This is a genomic window from Achromobacter sp. UBA2119 (genome assembly GCF_002331005.1).
In the GTDB taxonomy this organism is placed as follows: Bacteria; Pseudomonadota; Gammaproteobacteria; order Burkholderiales; family Burkholderiaceae_B; genus Achromobacter; species Achromobacter animicus.
On record NZ_DCYD01000015.1, the window covers coordinates 51,191 to 69,605 of the forward strand.

Genomic DNA, 18,415 nt, shown 5'->3' on the forward strand with positions numbered 1-18,415 from the left:
CAACCAACGGAACGACCATGCCTTCGATGATCCGAGCTTTGCTGGCGGCGGCTGCCGCACTGTCCCTCGCGTCCGCGCCGGCCGCCGCCCCGTACCCAGACCATCCCATCACGTTGATCGACCCGTACGCCGCCGGCGGTCCGGCCGACGTGGTGGCGCGCAGCCTGGCGCGCGCGCTGGAAAAGCGCCTGGGCCAGCCGGTCGTGGTCGAGAACAAGCCGGGCGGCGGCGCATCCATCGGAACGGGCTTCGTGGCGCGCGCCAAGCCGGACGGCTACACGCTGCTGCTCGGCACGTCGGCCGGTCACGTCGTGACGCCGCTGATGCAGAAGACGATATACGACGGCATCCAGGGCTTCGAGTTCTGCTCGGTGGTGGCGGTGCAGCCCATCATGCTGGTCGTCAACCCGTCGCGCGGCATCAGGACGGTGCCTGACCTGATCGCCCGCGCCAAGGCGGAACCCGGCAAGCTCAGCTACGGGTCGGCGGGCGTCGGAGGGGCCACGCACCTGGCCGCGGAACTGTTCCAGCAGGCCGCGCACGTGCAGCTCAATCACATTCCCTATGCCGGCGCGTCGCCCGCGATCAACGACGCGGTGGGCGGGCAGATCGACCTGGCCATGTTGAACTTGTCCGCCAGCCTGCCGTTCATCCGCCAGGGCCGGCTGGTGCCGTTGGCGTATGCGGCCGACAAGCGCTCGCCGCTGTTGCCCGACGTGCCCACGCTGGACGAGGCCGGCGTGAAAGGGGCGCAGGCCGCCACCTGGTACAGCCTGGCCGCGCCTGCCGGCACGCCGCCCGACATCGTGCAGAAGCTGAGCGACACCGTCCGAAGCGTGAACGACGATCCCGACTACCGCCGCATCATGCAGGACCAGGCGATAGAGTTGATGGCGCTGTCTCCCCAGGATGCCGGCGCTTACGTCCGGAAGGACCGCGCCGACATGCAGCGTCTGCTGGGCACACTGGGGCTGCTGGCCAAATGACCCCCCACTTTCCTGCGCCGCGAAAGGCGCCCGCACCATGAACTTCGACTTCAGCAAGCTGGCCTCGGCCGACGCCTTCAAGCTGCTCTCCAGCGTGGTCGTGCCCCGGCCCATCGCCTGGGTGGTCAGCCAGTCGGAAGCGGGCGTGCGCAATGCCGCGCCGTTCTCGTTCTTCAACGTGGTCAGCAGCGACCCGCCCATCGTCGCGCTGGGCATCGGACCGCGCGGCGGGCAATTGAAGGACACCTCGCGCAACATCCTGCAGACGCGGCAGTTCGTGATCAACCTGGTGTCCGCGGAGCTGGCCGAACAGATGAATCACACCAGCCTGGACTACGACGCCGGCATTGACGAACTGGCGCGCGCCGGGCTGGCAACCGAACCGTCCCTGATCGTGGCGCCGCCGCGCATCGCGCAGAGTCCGGCCGCGCTGGAGTGCGAGGTGTGGCAGGTGCTGGATGCGGCGCCGCAGCGCGTGATCGTGCTGGCGCGGGTGGTGGCGCTATACCTGCGCGACGATGCCTTGCTCGACGCGGGCAAGTTCTATGTGGACACGCCCGCGCTGCGCCTGCTGGGCCGCATGCACGGCGCGGGCTGGTACGCGCACACCAGCGATCTATTTCAGATGCGCACGCCCGACGCGGCCAACGATCCCGCCGTGCGGCCCGCGCAGGGGCATTGAATGCCCCGCAGACCTTGAACCCTTTTGGAGCCTGTCGATGAAACTGCATTGGTCGCCGCGATCGCCCTTCGTGCGCAAGGTGATGATCGTCATTCACGAGGCCGGCATCGCGGACCGCGTGGCGCTGGTGCGCACGCCGGTTGCGATGGACAAGCCCAATCTGGACCTCGTGCCCGACAACCCGCTCATCAAGCTGCCGACGCTGGTGCTGGAAGACGGCACGGCGTTGTACGACTCGCGCGTCATCTGCGCCTACCTGGACGCGCTGACGGGCTGCGGCCTGTTGCCGGACGATGCTCAGGCTCGCCTGACCACCGAACGCCGCCAGGCCCTGGGAGACGGTTTCCTGGACGCGCTGCTGCTGTTCCGCCAGGAACGCAACAAGCCCGCCGAGCGCCAGACGCCCGCCTGGCTGGATGCCTTCGCGCTGAAGACCAAAGCCGTGCTTGCCGCGCTGGAAGCCGAAGCGCCGGCGCTGCAGGCCAGCGGCTTCGACCTGGGCCTGATCGCCATCGGTTGCGCGCTGTCGTACATGGACTATCGTTTTCCGGATATTGCCTGGCGCGACGGCCACCCGGCGCTGGCGGCGTGGCACGCGCGGTTCGCCGCCCGGCCGTCAGTGATGCGTACGCAACCCGACGAAACCCCCTGAAAAGAGGACGATGATGAGCCGTATCCCGCTGCCCGATCCCGCCACCATGACCGATGCGCAAAAGGGCGTGTACGAAAAGATCGTCTCCGGTCCGCGCGGCCGCCTCGTCGGTCCCCTGCGCGCCGCGCTGCACAATCCTGATCTGGCCGATCGCTGGCAGGCGCTGGGGGCGCTGCTGCGCTTTGGCACCAGCCTGCCGCCCCGCGTCAGCGAGCTTGCCATCGTGGTGACGGCGCGCCGCTGGAACAGCCAGATCGAGTGGCATATCCATGCGCAAGCCGCCCGGGCCGCGGGCATCTCGGATGCCATGCTGGACGCGATCCGGGCCCGCGCGACGCCCGTATTCGACAACCGCGACGACGAAATCGTCTATGAGTTCGCGCGGCAGATCCAGGAGACCGGGCAGGTCGAGCCGGCCCTGTATGCGCAGGCGGTCGAGCGCTGGGCCGCCGTTGGCGTGGTGGAACTGACCGCAGTGATCGGCTATTACACGATGGTGTCCATGACGCTGAACGCGCACGAGATCCCGATGCCCGACGACGCGCCGCCGCCGCTCGATACGCCGGCGCAGGAGGGGGCGCCGGCGCTCAGCCGCCTCGCGCCGCTTGCCGGGAGCGCCTCATGAGCGCCGCCGGCAATCCCGACGCCGGCGCGCAGGCGCGCGCCTACGTGCCGGACAGCGTGGAGACGCCGCGCATGCCCGTGACACCCCGCCACACGCTGCCGGCCGGGGCGTGCGATACGCATTGCCACGTCTTCGGGCCCTACGAACGCTTTCCGCTGCAGCATCCGTCGTCCTACGCCGCGCCGGACGCACCGGCCGAGCGCTATCTGCGCATGCTGGACACGCTGGGCGCCGCGCGGGGCGTGCTGGTGCAGCCGGCGCCGTACGGGACGAATCCGGACGCGTTGCTGGCCGCCGTGGCGCAGGGCGGGGATCGCCTGCGCGGAATTGCCGTGGCGGATCCCACGGCCACCGATGCGCAATTGCAGGCCCTTTACGACGGCGGCGTGCGCGGCCTGCGCTTTGTCGAGGCGCGCGATCCGGCGGGCAACCTGTTTGCCGGCAGCGTGGGATTCGATCAGGTCGCGGCGCTTGCGCCGCGCATGAAGCGGTTCGGCCTGCACGCGCAGCTTTGGGCGCCGTGCGATACCTACCTGCGCCATCTGCCTGCACTGGCCAAGCTGGATCTGCCGCTGGTCATCGACCACCTGGGCAGCCTCGTGCCCGCGCGCGGCGCAGAGGACCCGGTGTTCCAGATGCTGCACGGCCTGCTGGCCGATGGGCGGATCTGGATGAAGCTGACCGTATGCCGGGTGGGCGCCGCGCCTCACTACGAAAACGCGCGTGGCATCCACGATGCCTTCACCCGCGCCAATCCGGACCAGGTGCTGTGGGGGTCGGATTGGCCCTTTGTGCGCATGGGCGCGGCGGCGCCGTCGGCCGATGCGCTGGTGGATCTGGCGCACGATTGGCTGGGCAACGACGCGTTGCGCAGGAAGGTTTGGGTGGATAACCCCGCGCGCCTGTATGGGTTCAGGTAAGCGCCCGCACGCCGGTCCGGGTTTACGGGCTGGCGTGCCAGACGCCTTCGCCGCCGATCTCGCGCACCAGCGTCTGGATCTGGGAGGCCACCTCCATGACCGTGCGGCCCGGCCCCTTCGAGCGCGAGAACGCCATGGAAACGATGCGGCTCATCGTCGGATCGCGCAGCGCGGCAATGCTGAGGCGGCCTTCCTGCACCTCCTGCCATACCGCGTGCAGCGGCAGCACGGTGTACATCTTTTCGTGTTCGACGATGGACTTCATCAACGGCAGGGAGTCGGCCTCGATCAGCGGAGAGATGGCGATCTTGCGCGCCCGTGCCAGACCGTCCAGCGCGTTGCGCAAGCCGTTGGGCGCGCCCGGCAGGATGAAGGGCAGGCCATCGAGCTTGTCGAAGGTGATCTCGCCCGCCTGCGTGCGCGCGTCGCCCGCGGCGCCGACCAGGTACGAGTCCACGGAGGCCAGCGCCTGTTCGCCGGGCGGGCATTTGTCGCCGTAGCGATAAAGAATGGCGATGTCCACGCGGCTGTCGGTCAGCCATTCTTCGATCTGGCCGCTGGAGCCTTCCAGGATCTTGAGATGCACCTTCGGGAATTGCTCGCGCAGCCGGGAAAACAGCCTGCGGATGAGCGGGTGCGCGGTTGAAGGCAACAGTCCCAGCGTGACCTCGCCGGCAGGCTCGCGCGCCTCGCCGTTCAGTTCCATTTCCAGGCGTTCGGCGTCGCCCAGCAGCGTCTGCACCAGCGGGAACAGGCGCTCGCCCACTTCGGACAGGTTCACGCCGCGCCCGGTGCGGTTGAAGAGCCGCGCATTGCACTCGCGCTCGAGCGCATTGATGCGGCGGCTCAGCACCGACTGGTCCTGGTCCAGGTACAGCGCCGCGCGCGTGATGCTGCCCAGTTCCGCGATGGCCAGGAAGGCCCGCCATTTATGAAGGTCGGCGGTCAGGTCCAGGCTCAGGCCCGTGGCTTTTGCTGATGGCATGGTCGATGGCGCAGGTCGGCAGTCGTGGGAATCGGCATAAGCGTACGGCAAAAGCGCACGGGCATGGCGTTATTGCAAGCCCAGCTTGCCGCGCTTGATGACCTCGCCCCACTTCTTCGATTCCGTCTCCATCAGCGTGCGGTATGCGTCGGGCGTGGTCGCGACGGGGATGGCGCCCTGGTCGACCATCTTCTGCCGCAGGACCGGGTCGGCCAGGGATTTTGCAATCGCGTCGGACATCTTGTCGACAATGTCCTTGGGCGTGCCGGTGGGCGCGATGACGCCGTAGTTGGATTCCACGATGATGCCGGGAAAGCCGGCCTCCTTGGTGGTGGGCACGTCGGGCAGGCCTTCGAAGCGTTCCGGGCTGGCCACGGCCAGCGCGCGCAGCTTGCCCGCCTTGATGAAGCCCAGCGCGGCGGACGCGTCGCCGGGGAACATCTGCACCTCGTTGGACAGCAGCGCCGTGACTGCGGGCGCGGCGCCCTTGTAGGGCACGTGCATGATGTCGATGCCGGTCTGCTGCTTGAGCAGTTCGCCGCCCAGGTGCGGCGTCGTCACGTTGCCGGCCGAGCCATAGTTGTACTTGCCGGGCTGCTTCTTGGCGCTGTCGACAAAAGCGGCCAAGGTGTTATCCGGCAACGACGGATTGACCATGATGACCTGCGGAATGCGCGCCACCAGCGACACGTACTGGATCTTGGACACGTCGTACGGCACCTTCATGACGTGAGGCAACCCGGTGATCGCGCCCGGCACGCCGAAGCCGAAGGTATTGCCGTCGGGCGTGGCGCGCACGGTGGCGTCGACACCAATGGTGCCGCTGGCGCCGGCCTTGTTCTCGATGACGATGGTTTGCCCGAGGCGCTCGCCCAGAGACGGCGCGAGCAGGCGCGCCAGATTGTCCACCGAGCCGCCGGGCGGGTAGGGCACGATCAGCCGGATCGGCTGGCTCGGCCAGGGCTGGGCTGCGAGCGCGGCGGGCGCGGCGGGCGCGGCGGCGACGCCGCCCAGGATCATTGCCGCCACCGTCAGTGCGGTTGCTTTCTTCATGTGTCTCTCTCCGGATGCGCCGGCTCGGGCCGGCGCGTTGTCGTTGTCAGGCGCCTTGCAGGCCCAGGACCTGCTTGGCGTAGATGTTGCGCTGGATCTCGTTGGTGCCGCTGAAGATGGTGGCCGCCAGGGCGTTGGTATAGGGCGCCAGCGCCTGCACGCCGCCGCCGCCATAGCTCAGGCGCATTGCCGCGCCGCCATATTCTTCGGCGATCTGGATCAGCAGGGCGCCCAGCCGCTCGTGGGTTTCGGTGGCCCAGATCTTCAGGAGCGACAGTTCCGGCGGCAGCGGAAGTCCGGCTTTGGCCATGTCCGCAAACACGCGGTACATCGCGGTCAGGTCGGCGCTGTCCAGCCGCAACTCGGCCAGCCGGTCGGCGAACGCCGGATCGGCCAGCAGGCCGCGCTGCCGCGCCAGACTGAAGATCTGTTGCAGGGCGTGGCTTGCGTGCTTGGGGCTGCCGCTGAACAGCCGTTCGAAGCCCAGCAGGGCCTTGGCAATTCCCCAGCCCGCGTTGAGTTCGCCGACCACGTTGCCGCGCGGCACGCGGACCTGGTCGAAGAAGACCTCGCAGAACTCCTCGTGACCCGACAGCGTGCGGATCGGCCGGCGGCTGACTCCCGGGCTGTTCAGATCGACCAGCAGGAAACTGATGCCTGCCTGCTTCTTGACGGTCTTGTCGGTGCGCACCAGCATGAACATGTGCGTCGCGTCCTGCGCCAGCGTGGACCAGGTCTTCTGGCCGGTGACGACCAGTTCGTCGCCGTCGATCACTGCCTCGCAGCGCAGCGAGGCCAGATCCGATCCCGCGTCGGGTTCCGAGTAGCCCTGCGCCCACACCGCTTCGCCGGACAGGATGCCCGGCAGAAAGCGCGCGCGCTGCGCGTCCGTGCCGTGGCGGATGAGGATGGGGCCCAGCATGACCAGGCCCTGGTCCGGCGCGCGCGCCACGCCGTAGCGTTCGGCTTCTTCGATGAACGCGATCTGCCGGGCGGGAGACAGTGCCATGCCGCCATGCTCGCGCGGCCACGACGGTGCGATCCAGCCCTGGCGCGACAAGGTGAAGTACCACGCCTTGATCTCATCCCAATGCAGCCGCCACGGCACGTGCCGCAGGTGATCGGGGTAATGCGCGCGGAAGAAGCGGCGCAGCAGCTTGCGGAACGCCGCTTCCGGCATGGCGTTCCAGTCTGCCTCGCGCGGGAACTCCATGGCGTCCAGGCCTGGCGTTGAACCCTCCGGTGCGTCCTCTGCCGTATCGTCCGCCTCCGGCGCCGGGTCGGCTGCCAGCACGCCATAACGCTGACGATGCGCCGTGGCGTTGCCCAGCCAGGCGGCCAGGTGCAGGGCGCTGCGGAAGTACAGGCTGACGTCGCATTCGTCGGTGTAGCCGATGGCGCCGTGCAGCTGGATGGCCAGCCGCGCCGCATCGATGCCGGCGCGCGCTGCACGGGCCTTGACCCGGCTGGCCGCCGCCTTGCGGGCCTTGGCGTCGTCCGGCGCCGCGGCAATGGCGTTCAGTGCGTCCAGCAGACTGTTGGACGCCAGCTCGACCTGCAGCGTCGCGTCGACCAGGCGGTGCTGCAGCGCCTGGAATGACGAGAGCGTCTGGCCGAACTGCTTGCGCGTATTCAAGTAGGCGACCGAATCGGCCAGCACCTGCCGCGCGACGCCCACGAGTTCTGCGGACTGCATCAGGCGGCCGTAGTCCAGCGCCTCGTCAACGGCGTCCAGCACGCCCTCGCGCGCCAGCAACGCTTCGCCGCCAACCACCGCGGACTCAATCGTCAAATGGCAGGCCGGTGAGCCATCCGCGCGTTCGTGCGTCTGCACCGTGACGCCGGGCGTGCCGGCCGGCAGATAGAACAGCGCAGACCCCGTTTCGCCATCGGCCGTGACAAGCCAGCCGTCCACATCCGCACCGGGGACGACGTGGCGCTTTTCGCCGTTCAGCACATAGGCGCCTTCGCGCGCGGTGACCGTGACGCCAAACGCCCCGGCGGATTCGCCGGCTTCGAGCTGTCCTTCGGTTTCCTGCCAGGCGAGGCCAACCCTTTTTTCACCGGCGCACAAGGCTTGCAGCAACGCGTCTCGGACGGTGCCATCGCCCGCCGGATTGATGCGCGCCAGCAGCGCCGTGCTCAGCACACCCGCCCCGACAAGCGGTTCGGGCAACTGGGCGCGGCCCGCTTCTTCCAGCACGGCGGCCATCGCGTGCCAGCCCAGTCCCAAACCGCCCAGTGCTTCGGGCACGCTCATGCCCAGCCAGCCGACGGCGGCAATCTCCTGCCAGTACGCGCGCTCGCCGCCCGGGGTGCGGCGCTTGCGCTGCCGCTGGTCGCGGCGTTGCAGGAAGTCGCGCGCGCTGTCGCGGATTTCCTCGATCAGTTCGTGGTCGGCGGCGCTCATACGATGCCCTCGGCATGCAGGCGCTCGATCGCTTCGGCGGACAGGCCAAGTTCGGCGCGCAGGATGTCGGCCGTGTGCTCGCCCAGCATGGGCGGGGGCAGACCGGCGGCGATCGGCGTGGCGGAAAAGTGAATCGGGTTGCGGACGATCGGCATGCTGCCCAGCGCGGGATGCTCCACGCTGCCCAGCACCTGCCGATGGCGCACCTGCGGATCCTCGAACACCTGATCCATGGTGTAGATCGGGCCGCAGGGCACGTTGGCGGCCGCCAGGGCCTGGTTCCAGTCCGCAACGGTTCGCGCCAGCATCGCGGGCTCGATCAGCCGCGACAGATCGGCCTGCGCCGCTGCGCGCTTGGGATTCGTGTCAAAGCGTGGGTCGTCGGCGAGCGCGGGCAGACCGATGACCAGGCAGAAGCTGCGGAATTGCGAGTCGTTGCCCACGGCGACCATCAGGTGTCCGTCCCGGCATTCGAAGGCGCGGAACGGCGCGGTGATCTGCGAGGCCGAGCCCATGCGGGCGGGCAGCTGACCGCTGGCCAGATAGTTCATGCCGATGTGCGAGATGGCCGCGATCTGCGCGTCCAGCAGCGCCAGGTCGATGTGCTGACCCACGCCGGAGATCTGGTCGCGGTGCCGCAGCGCGGCAAGAATGGCCGACACCGCATAGAAGCCCGCGGTCAGGTCGGAAACGGAATAACCCGCCTTGACCGGCCCGGCGCCCGGCTCTCCGTCCGGCACACCCGTCACGCTCATCAGCCCGCTCATGGACTGGAAGATCGGATCGTAGCCCGGCAGGTGGCTGTAGGGGCCGGTCTGGCCGAAGCCGGTGATGGAGCAATACACCAGCCGCGGGTTCAGGGCCGACAGCGAGGCGTAGTCCAGTCCGTAGCGCTTCAGGTCGCCCGCCTTGAAGTTTTCGATGACGATGTCGGCCTTCTGCGCAAGCTGGCGCACCAGCGCCTGGCCTTCGGGCCGCGAGATATCGAGCGTCACGGATTTCTTGCCGCGGTTCATCGCGACGAACGACGAGGTTTCCCGGCTGGGCTTGCCGTCGCGGTCCGGCATGGGATAGCCCTGGTGCCGCACGTCGTCGCCGCGGCCGGGGCGCTCAACCTTGATGACCTCGGCGCCGAAGTCGGCCAGCATCTGCGCGGCCCACGGCCCGGAAAAAACCCGGCTCAGGTCCAGGACCTTTACGCCTTCCAATGCACTGGTCATGTCGGCTCCCTTATTTGCCCTGGAACACCGGCGCGCGCTTCTCCAGGAACGCGCGGCGCGCCTCCTGCGCGTCCTCGGTCTTGGCGATGGCCGCCGTCATGTCCTGTTCGTAGCGGTAGCCGTCGCGCAGGCTCATGTCTTCGATGGCGTTGAGGGTCTGCTTGGCCAGCACGGTCGCCAGCGGACTCTTGGAAGCCAGCTCGCGCGCCAGTTCCATGGCGCGGTCCATCAACGCATCGGCGGGCACGGCGGCTTCGACGATGCCCAGGCGATAAAGCTCGTCGCCGTCGACGCGCAGGCCGGTCAGCATCATCCGGCGCAGGCGGGAGTGGCCGAAGAGCCGCATGCCATGGCGGCCCCCGCCCAGCAGCCCGACATTGATCTCCGGCAGTCCCACGACGGCGGTGGACGCGGCGATCAGGATGTCGCAAGAGGCCACGATGGCCAGCCCCGCACCCAGCGCCGCGCCGTTGATCGCGCCCACCACGGGCTTGGCGCATTCACGGATGGCATGAAAGCACTCCCGCGTGCGGCGTGAATGCTGCGGCAGGTCGCCCGGCCCCTTGATCGTCTCGCCACGGATCTTCAGGTCGGCGCCGGCGCAGAAGATCTTGCCCTGGCCCGACAGCACCACCGCCCGCACCTCGGGCGTCTCCGAAATGCGGTCCAGCACCCACGACAGCTCGTTCATCATGTCGGTGCTGAGCGCGTTCACGGGCGGATTGGCCAGCAGGATGGTGGCGACCCCGTCGGCGATCGTGACGTCCAGCGCGCGGTAGGGTCCAGCCAGGTTCTCCGGCATGCTCATGTCTCTCTCCTTTTTTGTTCAGATGATCTTGCGGTCGCGGTAATCCTGGATCTGTTCAGCGGACAGGCCCAGCTCCGCCAGCACGTCGGCGGTGTGCTGGCCCAGTAGCGGCGGCGCGGCGTCGGCGCGCAGCGCGGCGCTGCCAAAGCGCAGCGGGTTCATCACCTGCGGCACCGACCCCGCGGCCGGATGCGGCAGGCGCCGCAGCATGGCGCGATGCACGACCTGCGGGTCTTCGAAGACTTCGGGAACGGTATTGATGGAGCCCGCCGGTACGCCGGCCTTTTTCAGCGCCGCCAGCCAGTGCGCGCGTGGCTGGGTGACGAAAATGGCGTCCAGGATCGGGTCCAGGGTGTCCTGATTGCGCACGCGCTGGCTGTTGGTGATGTAACGCGGGTCCTGCGCCAGCGCGGGCTGGCCCAGCATGTCGCACAGCGTGGCGAACTGCCCGTCGTTGCCCACCACGATCACGATGTCGCCATCGGCGCACGCGAAGGTGCGCTGCGGCTGGATGTTGGGATGCGCGGTGCCGGTGCGGCGCGGCACCTTGTTGCCCAACAGGAAGTTCATTGCCTGGTTGGCCAGCAGGCCCACCTGCACGTCCAGCATCGCGACGTCGATGTATTCGCCCTGGCCGGTCTGTGCGCGGCGCAGCAGCGCGGCCACGATGCCCAGCGCGGCATACACGCCGGTGGTCAGGTCCACGATCGGCACGCCGACCTTCTGGGGACCGCCGCCGGGCTTGTCGTCCCGTTCGCCGGTAACGCTCATCAGGCCGCCCATGGCCTGGATCAGGAAGTCGTAGGCGGGTTCGGCGGCGCGTGGCCCGGTCTGCCCGAATCCGGTGACAGAGCAGTACACCAGGCGCGGATTGATCTTGGAAAGCGTGTCGTAATCCAGCCCCATGCGCGCCAGCGTGCCGACCTTGTAGTTCTCCAGCACCACGTCCGCATCGCGGCACAGTTCCTTGACGAGCGCCTGGCCTTCCGGCATCTGCAGGTCCAGCGTGATGGAGCGCTTGCCGCGGTTGGTGGCAATGAAGTAGGCGCCGTCCTTGGTGTCCTGGCCTTGCTCGTCCTTCAGGAACGGGGGGCCCCAGGAGCGCGTGTCGTCGCCCTGGCCCGGCCGCTCGACCTTGATGACGTCAGCGCCCAGGTCGGCCAGGATCTGGCTGGCCCAGGGACCGGCCAGGATGCGGCTCAGGTCCAGCACTTTGAGATTCGATAACAGCGGCTGCAAAGCCTTCTCCTTGACTGCGGTATGTGCAGGCAGTCTAGGAGTTGGCGGGCGCTGCGGGAGGGGCCCGCAGGCGCAAAGCTGTTATGCGGTTCGGTCCGCGCCGGTCAGGCGCGGGCCCGAGGGCAGGATGGATTTCCGGCTTCAGCGTCCCGTGTCGGGATAATTGGGCCCGGCGTCACTGAAGCCGCCAGAACTGTACGGGTTGGCCGCGCCGGGATGCGGCGGTCCGCCGGGGCCGCTGCCGCAGCCCGCCAAGAGCAGCGTGGCGGCAAGGAGAGTAAGCAGGCGCTTCAGGGGGGATGTCATGGAGGTCTCCTGCGTCTGCCCCTCAGCAGGCGCGTGGCTCGCAGCGTATGCGCGGATTATAGGCCCGCATTCTTCGCCTTGATCCGGGGTTTTGCGCAACGCGCGCGGTACGCGTTCACCGGGTCGGAATCCGCGGGATGAAAGTACGGGTGCGGGTAGCCTGCTTCGCGCAGCGCCGCATGCAGGCGAACGCCCCACACGCATTCGCGCTGCGCTTGGTCCCACAGCCGCGCGGCCAGGTCTTTTTGACCGCTGCGCCACAGCGTGAGGCCGTAATCGGCCGCGATTTCTTCGTCGCGTGGCAGGTCGCGGTAGGCAAGACGCATCAGGCGCAGGCCTTCGTCGGTCTGACCGCGCAGGGCCAGAATCCAGCCCAGCGTGCCCTGGTTGTACGGCCGCGGGCCGACGCGTTCCAGCGAGCGGCGGGCCTGCTCCTCCGCTTGCGGCAGGTAGTCGGGGAAGTCCGCCAGGAAGTAGGCGGTGTTGTTCGCCAGGTCCGTTGCGTCGGCGGCGCGTTTTTTCGATGGCCGGGCCTGCAAGACGTTCGAATCCTCCAGCACCAGATCGGGCATGCCGAGCAGGCGTTCCACTTCCAGCCGCTTGCGCCGGTCGGCATCGTCGACCGGCTTGAAAATGTCCGGAAACGGCCGCTGCCGTGTCTGCAGCAGCCAGTGCCGCGCCAGATCGGCCTGGCCCGCGGCCAGCAGCAACCGGGCCAGATCCAGCTTCTGCTCGGCGCTGCGGGTGCAGCGCATGGCGCCGATCAGCGCGCGGGCGCCGTCCGCATCGTTCTGCGCGAACTTGCGGTTGACGGCGTCCAGCTCCGCAAAGCATTTGCTGTCGCGCGTGACGTCCGCATCGATATGCAGCGACACCGAACCCGCCGGCACATCGTGGCTGAAGTAGGCTGTCGCGCCTTGCCGGGTGGTGTAGCCCAGGTCCACCCATTGTTCGCCCCAGCGCTGGGGCATGGTCATGATGTACGGCCAGGCCGGCAAGGGCTCGGTGCTGCCGCTGCGCTGCAACTGGAAGAAGTGCCCCCAAGGCCCGTCGCCGATGCGGCGGATCAGGGTGAAGTCGTCTTCCGTATGCGGCAGCGAGGTCCGGATCTGCGCCGTGCGGCCTTCGGCGTCGGTGACGCCATGCAGGATGCCATCGCCGGAGGGGGTATCGAGAATCTCGTCGTTCGAGCCGGTCACGAAAACGCGGTACGGCGTATGCGGCGCGGGGGCGGGGCCATTGCCATCCATCAGCGTCAACGTCAGGCTGCGCGTGCGGCTTGGGGTGTCTGACACCTGCGCGGCCGCCGTGCCTGCCGGAGCCGCTGCATGCGCGGCCGCCGCGGCCAGTCCCAGCACGGCCGCCAGGCATGACGCAGAGGCCGATGCGAACCAGGCGGGGCGCGATGCGGCGTCGGGAAGTGCGGGTGAGGCGGATTGTCCGGAACGTTGCTGCGGGTGCTTCATGGGGACTGCCAGTGGCGCCGGGCGCGGCGGGCTGCCACGGCGGTAGGGGAGAAGGCCTGCCTAAGCAGGGCGCTGCGACGCAAGCGCGAGCCGGATTGTGCATCACAAACCGAATGCGTAGCGGGCCGCGGGATCCGATGCGCGTGGCGGCTTCGCGCCGCTGACAGCCCCGCGCCCGCGTCAACGTGTGGCATCCTCGCGCCTTCGCCTTCGCCTTCCCCGCCGTGCCCCATGTCCAAACTCATTCTGCGTGCCCTGGACCTGTCCATCCTGTCCTTTGCCGCCGCGCTTTTCGGCGCGTGCCTGACGTCCTTGCTGCAGACCGGTGACCTCGGCTGGGTGGTCCCCGACGCGCCGTACATGTTCTCGGCGCGCGATTTCTACGCCCAGGCAGTTCTGGCCGGCCTGGCTGGTGTGCTGATGCTGGTCGTGGCCGAGCGCCCGGCCAAGCTGCGCCAGTCCTCCTCCTGGGGCCTCGCGGCGACGTTTGCGGCCGCGCTGCTCGTCCTGTACCTCGCGCCGCCTTCCCCGCAAGTGTTCGGCAACACCTGGGCCCCCGGCGAGGCCATGCGCGAACTGTTTCTGGCGCAATGGCGCTTGGTCCTGCCCATCGCCGTCGCGGCGACCGCGCTGCGGTGGGGTTTGCGCCGGCTTTTGCGCTAGGATTGTCGTCACCCAACCCCGCCTCCCCCGGAGATACCCTGCATGTCCTCCCTAGACGCCTTTGCCATCACCAAGAAGTGGCCCGCCCAGCATCCCGACCGCATCCAGCTCTATTCGCTGCCGACGCCCAACGGCGTGAAGGCGTCGATCATGCTCGAGGAAACCGGTCTGCCCTACGAAGTCCACCGGGTCGCCTTCGATACCAAGGACCAGTTCACGCCCGAGTTCCTGTCGCTCAGTCCGAACAACAAGATCCCGGCCATCCTCGACCCGAACGGGCCGGACGGCAAGCCGCTGGGCCTGTTTGAGTCCGGCGCGATCCTGGTCTACCTGGCCAGCAAGGCCGGCCAGTTCATCCCGGCGGACACGGCGGGTCGCTTCGAGACGCTGCAATGGGTGATGTTCCAGATGGGCGGCATCGGACCGATGTTTGGCCAACTGGGCTTTTTCCATCGGTTCGCGGGCAAGGACTATGAAGACAAGCGCCCGCGCGACCGTTATGTGGACGAGTCCAAGCGCCTGCTCGCCGTGCTGGACCAGCGCCTGGAAGGGCGCGACTGGGTGATGGGCGACCAGTACACCATCGCCGACATCGCCATCTTCCCGTGGGTGCGCAACCTGGTGGGCTTCTATGACGCCGGCGACCTCGTCGGCTTTTCGTCGTTCAAGAACGTCGCGCGCGTGCTGGACGCGTTCGTGGCGCGGCCCGCGGTCGCCAAGGGTCTGACCATTCCGGGCTGATCGATGGAACTGCGCCAGCTCCGTTACTTCGTGCGCGTGGTCGAGGCCGGCAGCATCGGCCGGGCGGCCATGTCGATCGGCATGGTCACGTCGGCGCTCAGCCAGCAGATCAGCCGTCTCGAAGGCGAGCTGTCCACGCGGCTGTTGCAGCGCAGCGCCAGCGGCGTGGTGCCCACGGACGCGGGGCTGGCGTTTTTCCGGCAGGCGCAACTGGCCCTGCGCCACGCCGACGACGCCGTCCAGGCTGCGCAACAGGCCCGGCTGGCCGGGCACGTCAGCGTCGGCCTGCCGTCCACGACGGCGGCGGTGCTGGGCGCGCCGTTCCTTCAGGCCATGCATGCGCGTTATCCCGACATCCGGCTGCATCTAGTCGAAGCGCTGTCCGGGCACCTGACCGACATGCTCAACGGCCGCCTGCTGGATCTGGCCATCGTGTTCCATGCCGAATCCGCGCGCCGCTGGAGCGTGATGCCGCTGCTGGACGAGCCTCTGTTCCTTTTTGCCCGGCCCGGCATGCCCGGCGTGCCGGCTGGTGACACGACACGGCTGGAAGCCATTGCCGACCTGCCGCTGGTGCTGCCCAGCGGCCGCCACGGCCTGCGCGCGCTGGTCAACAACGCCTTCCAGCAACTGGGACGCACGCCCCGGGTGGTGGCCGAGGTCGATGGCCTGTCCCTGCTGATGGACGTGGTGCAGCAGGGCGGCGCGGCGACGATCCAGCCCAGTTCGGCCACCGCGCGCATCGCGCCCGGTCAGTTGCAGATGGCGCGCATCGACGATGCCCACCTGTTCCGCTCCAACCTGCTGGCCAGCCTGTCGGACGAAGAACTGTCACCCGCGGCGCTGGCGGCCCGGCTGGTCATGGCCGACGTGTCCCGCACCCTGGCCCGCGAAGGCAAATGGGCGGTGGTCGCTCTTCACGAATCGTGAATACCCGTTGACGCCTGCCTGATATCGCAGCGGCGCGCCGCTGCGTAGAGTCTGCCCCTTGAATTGGGGAAGATGGCATGGTTGACGTCTTGGTGATTGGTGGGGGCAATGCGGCGCTGTGCGCGGCCCTGATGGCGCGCGAAGCCGGCGCCAGCGTGCTGCTGCTGGAAGCGGCGCCAAAGGAATGGCGCGGCGGAAATTCCCAGCACACGCGCAACCTGCGCTGCATGCACGATGCGCCGCAGGACGTGCTGATCGACGCGTATCCCGAGGAAGAATACTGGCAGGACCTGCTCAAGGTGACGGGCGGGCTGACCAACGAACACCTGGCGCGGCTGGTCATCCGCGAGTCCTCCACCTGTCGCGACTGGATGCGCCGCCACGGCGTGAACTTCCAGCCGCCGCTGTCGGGCGCGCTGCACGTGGCGCGCACCAATGCGTTCTTCATGGGCGGCGGCAAGGCGCTGGTGAACGCCTATTACCGCAGCGCCGAAGCGCTGGGTGTGCAGATCCGCTACAACGCGCCGGTCGATTCGCTGGACCTGGACAACGGCCGCTTCGTGGCCGCGCGCATTGGCGACGAGCGCATCGAGGCCCGCGCCTGTGTGCTGGCCGCGGGCGGCTTCGAGTCCAATCGCGAATGGCTGCGCGAAGCCTGGGGCCAGAACGAGCGCGGCGAATGGCCAGCCGACAACTTTTTGATCCGCGGCACGCGCTTCAACATGGGCGTGCTGCTGAAATTCATGCTGGACGCCGGGGCCGATGGCATCGGCGACCCCTCCCAATCGCACTGCGTGGCGATCGACGCCCGCGCACCGCTGTACGACGGCGGCATCTGCACGCGCATCGATTGCGTGTCGCTGGGCGTGGTCGTCAACCGCGACGCCGAGCGCTTCTACGACGAGGGCGAGGACTTCTGGCCCAAGCGCTACGCCATCTGGGGGCGCCTGACCGCCATGCAGCCCGGCCAGATTGCGTATTCCATCATCGACGCCAAGGCTATCGGCCGCTTCATGCCGCCGGTGTTTCCGGGCGTGAAGGCCGACACGCTGCCCGAGCTGGCGCAAAAGCTGGGGCTGGATGCGGCCACCTTCGAGAAGACGGTCGGGGACTACAACGCGGCCTGCCGCGTGGGCAAGTTCGACCACACCGCGCTGGACGACTGCCATACCGAAGGCCTGACGCCCGCCAAGACGCACTGGGCGCGGCCCATCGACACCGCGCCGTTCTACGGCTATGCGCTGCGGCCCGGCATCACCTTTACCTATCTGGGCCTGAAGGTGGACGACACCGCCGCGGTCCGGTTCAACGACCAGCCCAGCGACAACCTCTTTGTCGCGGGCGAAATGATGGCCGGCAACGTGCTGGGCAAGGGATACACGGCGGGCGTGGGCATGTCCATCGGCACGGCCTTCGGCCGCATTGCCGGCACCCGCGCCGCCGCCGCCGCGCTCGGCCGGAACCCTGCGGGAGCACACCGTGAAGCAGCTTGAAGCCCTGGCCCGCGAGGCGCAGTCCTTTTCCACCAGCCAGTCCGGACCTATCCCGACTCCGGCGCCCACCGAGCAGCCCGTGCATTTTCATGCAAGGGGCGCCAAGCCGCTGACGGAATCGCTGACCGATGATGAGACCGAAGTGGCGCGCGTCATGCAGATCTGCAACGCCTGCCGCTATTGCGAAGGCTTCTGCGCGGTGTTTCCGGCCATGACGCGCCGCCTGGAATTCGGCAAGGCCGACCTGAACTACCTGGCCAACCTGTGCCATAACTGCGGCGCCTGTTTGCACGCGTGCCAGTACGCGCCGCCGCACGAGTTCGCCGTCAACGTGCCGCAGGCCATGGCCAAGGTGCGGATGCAGACCTACACCGACTATGCGTGGCCCGCGGCGCTGGGCACGCTGTACAAGCGCAATGGCCTGGCGCTGTCGCTGGCCACGGCCGCCGGACTGGCGCTGTTCCTGGTGCTGGCGGTGGTGATGGCGGGCGGCCTTTTCCATGAGCCGATGGCGGGCAATTTCTACGCCGTGTTCCCGCACAACACGCTGGCGCTGATGTTTGGCGTGGTGTTCGGCTTTTCGATGCTGGCGCTGGCGGTGGGTGTGACGCGGTTCTGGCGCAACGTCAGCCCGGGGGCGGCATCCGGCGCAGCGGTGGCCGAGGCGGCGCACGACGCGCTGCGCCTGCGCTATCTGGACGGCGGCCACGGCAAGGGTTGCAACAACGCCGACGACGCCTTCACGCTGTGGCGCCGGCGGTTCCACCACTTCACGTTCTACGGCTTCATGCTGTGTTTCGCAGCCACGTGTGTCGCCACGCTTTACCACTATCTGCTGGACCAGCAGGCGCCGTATCCGATCCTGAGCGCGCCGGTGCTGCTGGGCACCGCGGGCGGCATCGGCCTCTTGATCGGGCCAGCCGGCTTGCTGTGGCTGAATGTCAAGCGCCATCCCCTGCAGGGCGACGCGGCGCAGAAACCGATGGACCGGGGCTTCATCGTGCTGTTGTTCCTGACCAGCGCGACGGGCCTGGCGCTCTTGGCCGGCCGCGACGGCAGCGCGATGGCGCTACTGCTGGCGATCCATCTTGGCGTCGTGATGGCGTTGTTCCTGACCTTGCCCTACGGCAAGTTCGCCCATGGCATCTACCGCTCGGCCGCGCTCTTGAAGTGGTCCATCGAAAAACGCCAGCCCAACAAGCTGCAGCTCGGTTCGGACTGACCGGACCGCCCTTA

18 protein-coding genes are annotated in these 18,415 nt (G+C 68.3%); 10 read left to right on the top strand and 8 right to left on the bottom strand.

Going from position 1 to position 18,415, the window contains the following annotated elements:
- The first annotated feature begins 26 nt into the window (after positions 1-26).
- The 5 genes from B3098_RS14720 to B3098_RS14740 are packed head-to-tail and all read left to right on the top strand — an operon-like array spanning position 27 to position 3,865.
- Entirely contained in the window at positions 27-986 is a 960-nt protein-coding gene (locus tag B3098_RS14720; RefSeq protein WP_414631292.1) for a tripartite tricarboxylate transporter substrate binding protein, read from the top strand.
- Between the two features lie 37 nt (positions 987-1,023).
- Positions 1,024-1,668, top strand: a complete 645-nt coding sequence (locus tag B3098_RS14725) for a flavin reductase family protein (RefSeq protein WP_175122454.1) — start codon at positions 1,024-1,026, stop codon at positions 1,666-1,668.
- A gap of 37 nt (positions 1,669-1,705) precedes the next feature.
- Positions 1,706-2,320, top strand: a complete 615-nt coding sequence (locus tag B3098_RS14730; protein WP_286897330.1) for a glutathione S-transferase — start codon at positions 1,706-1,708, stop codon at positions 2,318-2,320.
- A 13-nt stretch (positions 2,321-2,333) separates the two neighbouring features.
- The gene (locus B3098_RS14735; RefSeq protein WP_286898162.1) at positions 2,334-2,945 is read left to right on the top strand and encodes a carboxymuconolactone decarboxylase family protein; all 612 of its coding nucleotides are present in this window, start codon (positions 2,334-2,336) and stop codon (positions 2,943-2,945) included.
- A complete protein-coding gene (locus tag B3098_RS14740) occupies positions 2,942-3,865 on the top strand; it encodes an amidohydrolase family protein (RefSeq protein ID WP_286897332.1) in 924 nt (307 codons plus the stop codon). Before B3098_RS14735 ends, B3098_RS14740 begins: the two co-directional genes overlap by 4 nt.
- 22 nt (positions 3,866-3,887) lie before the next feature.
- Here B3098_RS14740 and B3098_RS14745 read toward each other — a convergent pair whose 3' ends face one another.
- The 8 genes from B3098_RS14745 to B3098_RS14780 form a co-directional block, all read right to left on the bottom strand.
- On the bottom strand, positions 3,888-4,850 hold the full coding sequence (locus B3098_RS14745; protein ID WP_175122457.1) for a LysR family transcriptional regulator: 963 nt from the start codon (positions 4,848-4,850) through the stop codon (positions 3,888-3,890).
- A gap of 69 nt (positions 4,851-4,919) precedes the next feature.
- Positions 4,920-5,903, bottom strand: coding sequence for a Bug family tripartite tricarboxylate transporter substrate binding protein (locus tag B3098_RS14750; protein ID WP_286897333.1), 984 nt, complete (start codon positions 5,901-5,903; stop codon positions 4,920-4,922).
- A gap of 46 nt (positions 5,904-5,949) precedes the next feature.
- Positions 5,950-8,313: an acyl-CoA dehydrogenase gene (locus tag B3098_RS14755; RefSeq protein WP_286897335.1), complete on the bottom strand. Its 2,364-nt coding sequence runs from the start codon at positions 8,311-8,313 to the stop codon at positions 5,950-5,952.
- The gene (locus B3098_RS14760; RefSeq protein WP_218342864.1) at positions 8,310-9,533 is read right to left on the bottom strand and encodes a CaiB/BaiF CoA transferase family protein; all 1,224 of its coding nucleotides are present in this window, start codon (positions 9,531-9,533) and stop codon (positions 8,310-8,312) included. Before B3098_RS14760 ends, B3098_RS14755 begins: the two co-directional genes overlap by 4 nt.
- 10 nt (positions 9,534-9,543) lie before the next feature.
- Positions 9,544-10,341 carry an enoyl-CoA hydratase/isomerase family protein gene (locus tag B3098_RS14765; protein ID WP_414631282.1) on the bottom strand — a complete coding sequence of 266 codons (798 nt, stop codon included), beginning with the start codon at positions 10,339-10,341 and terminating at the stop codon, positions 9,544-9,546.
- Positions 10,342-10,359: 18 nt separating this feature from the next.
- On the bottom strand, positions 10,360-11,580 hold the full coding sequence (locus B3098_RS14770; RefSeq protein WP_286897337.1) for a CaiB/BaiF CoA transferase family protein: 1,221 nt from the start codon (positions 11,578-11,580) through the stop codon (positions 10,360-10,362).
- Between the two features lie 141 nt (positions 11,581-11,721).
- On the bottom strand, positions 11,722-11,886 hold the full coding sequence (locus tag B3098_RS14775; RefSeq protein WP_191578032.1) for a hypothetical protein: 165 nt from the start codon (positions 11,884-11,886) through the stop codon (positions 11,722-11,724).
- 56 nt (positions 11,887-11,942) lie between these two features.
- The gene (locus tag B3098_RS14780) at positions 11,943-13,352 is read right to left on the bottom strand and encodes a hypothetical protein (protein ID WP_286897344.1); all 1,410 of its coding nucleotides are present in this window, start codon (positions 13,350-13,352) and stop codon (positions 11,943-11,945) included.
- 231 nt (positions 13,353-13,583) lie between these two features.
- On the opposite strand from B3098_RS14780, the gene B3098_RS14785 reads away from it, so the two are divergent.
- From B3098_RS14785 to tcuB, 5 genes are all read left to right on the top strand, one after another.
- Positions 13,584-14,015 (top strand): hypothetical protein, encoded by a 432-nt coding sequence (locus B3098_RS14785; RefSeq protein WP_286897347.1) that lies wholly within the window; start codon positions 13,584-13,586, stop codon positions 14,013-14,015.
- A 42-nt stretch (positions 14,016-14,057) separates the two neighbouring features.
- Positions 14,058-14,756, top strand: a complete 699-nt coding sequence (locus B3098_RS14790) for a glutathione binding-like protein (RefSeq protein ID WP_175122464.1) — start codon at positions 14,058-14,060, stop codon at positions 14,754-14,756.
- Positions 14,757-14,759: 3 nt separating this feature from the next.
- Entirely contained in the window at positions 14,760-15,686 is a 927-nt protein-coding gene (locus B3098_RS14795; RefSeq protein WP_286897349.1) for a LysR family transcriptional regulator, read from the top strand.
- A 77-nt stretch (positions 15,687-15,763) separates the two neighbouring features.
- A complete protein-coding gene (tcuA, locus tag B3098_RS14800; RefSeq protein WP_286897351.1) occupies positions 15,764-17,179 on the top strand; it encodes an FAD-dependent tricarballylate dehydrogenase TcuA in 1,416 nt (471 codons plus the stop codon).
- Positions 17,166-18,401 carry a tricarballylate utilization 4Fe-4S protein TcuB gene (tcuB, locus tag B3098_RS14805; RefSeq protein WP_286897352.1) on the top strand — a complete coding sequence of 412 codons (1,236 nt, stop codon included), beginning with the start codon at positions 17,166-17,168 and terminating at the stop codon, positions 18,399-18,401. Before tcuA ends, tcuB begins: the two co-directional genes overlap by 14 nt.
- The last annotated feature ends 14 nt before the right edge of the window (positions 18,402-18,415 follow it).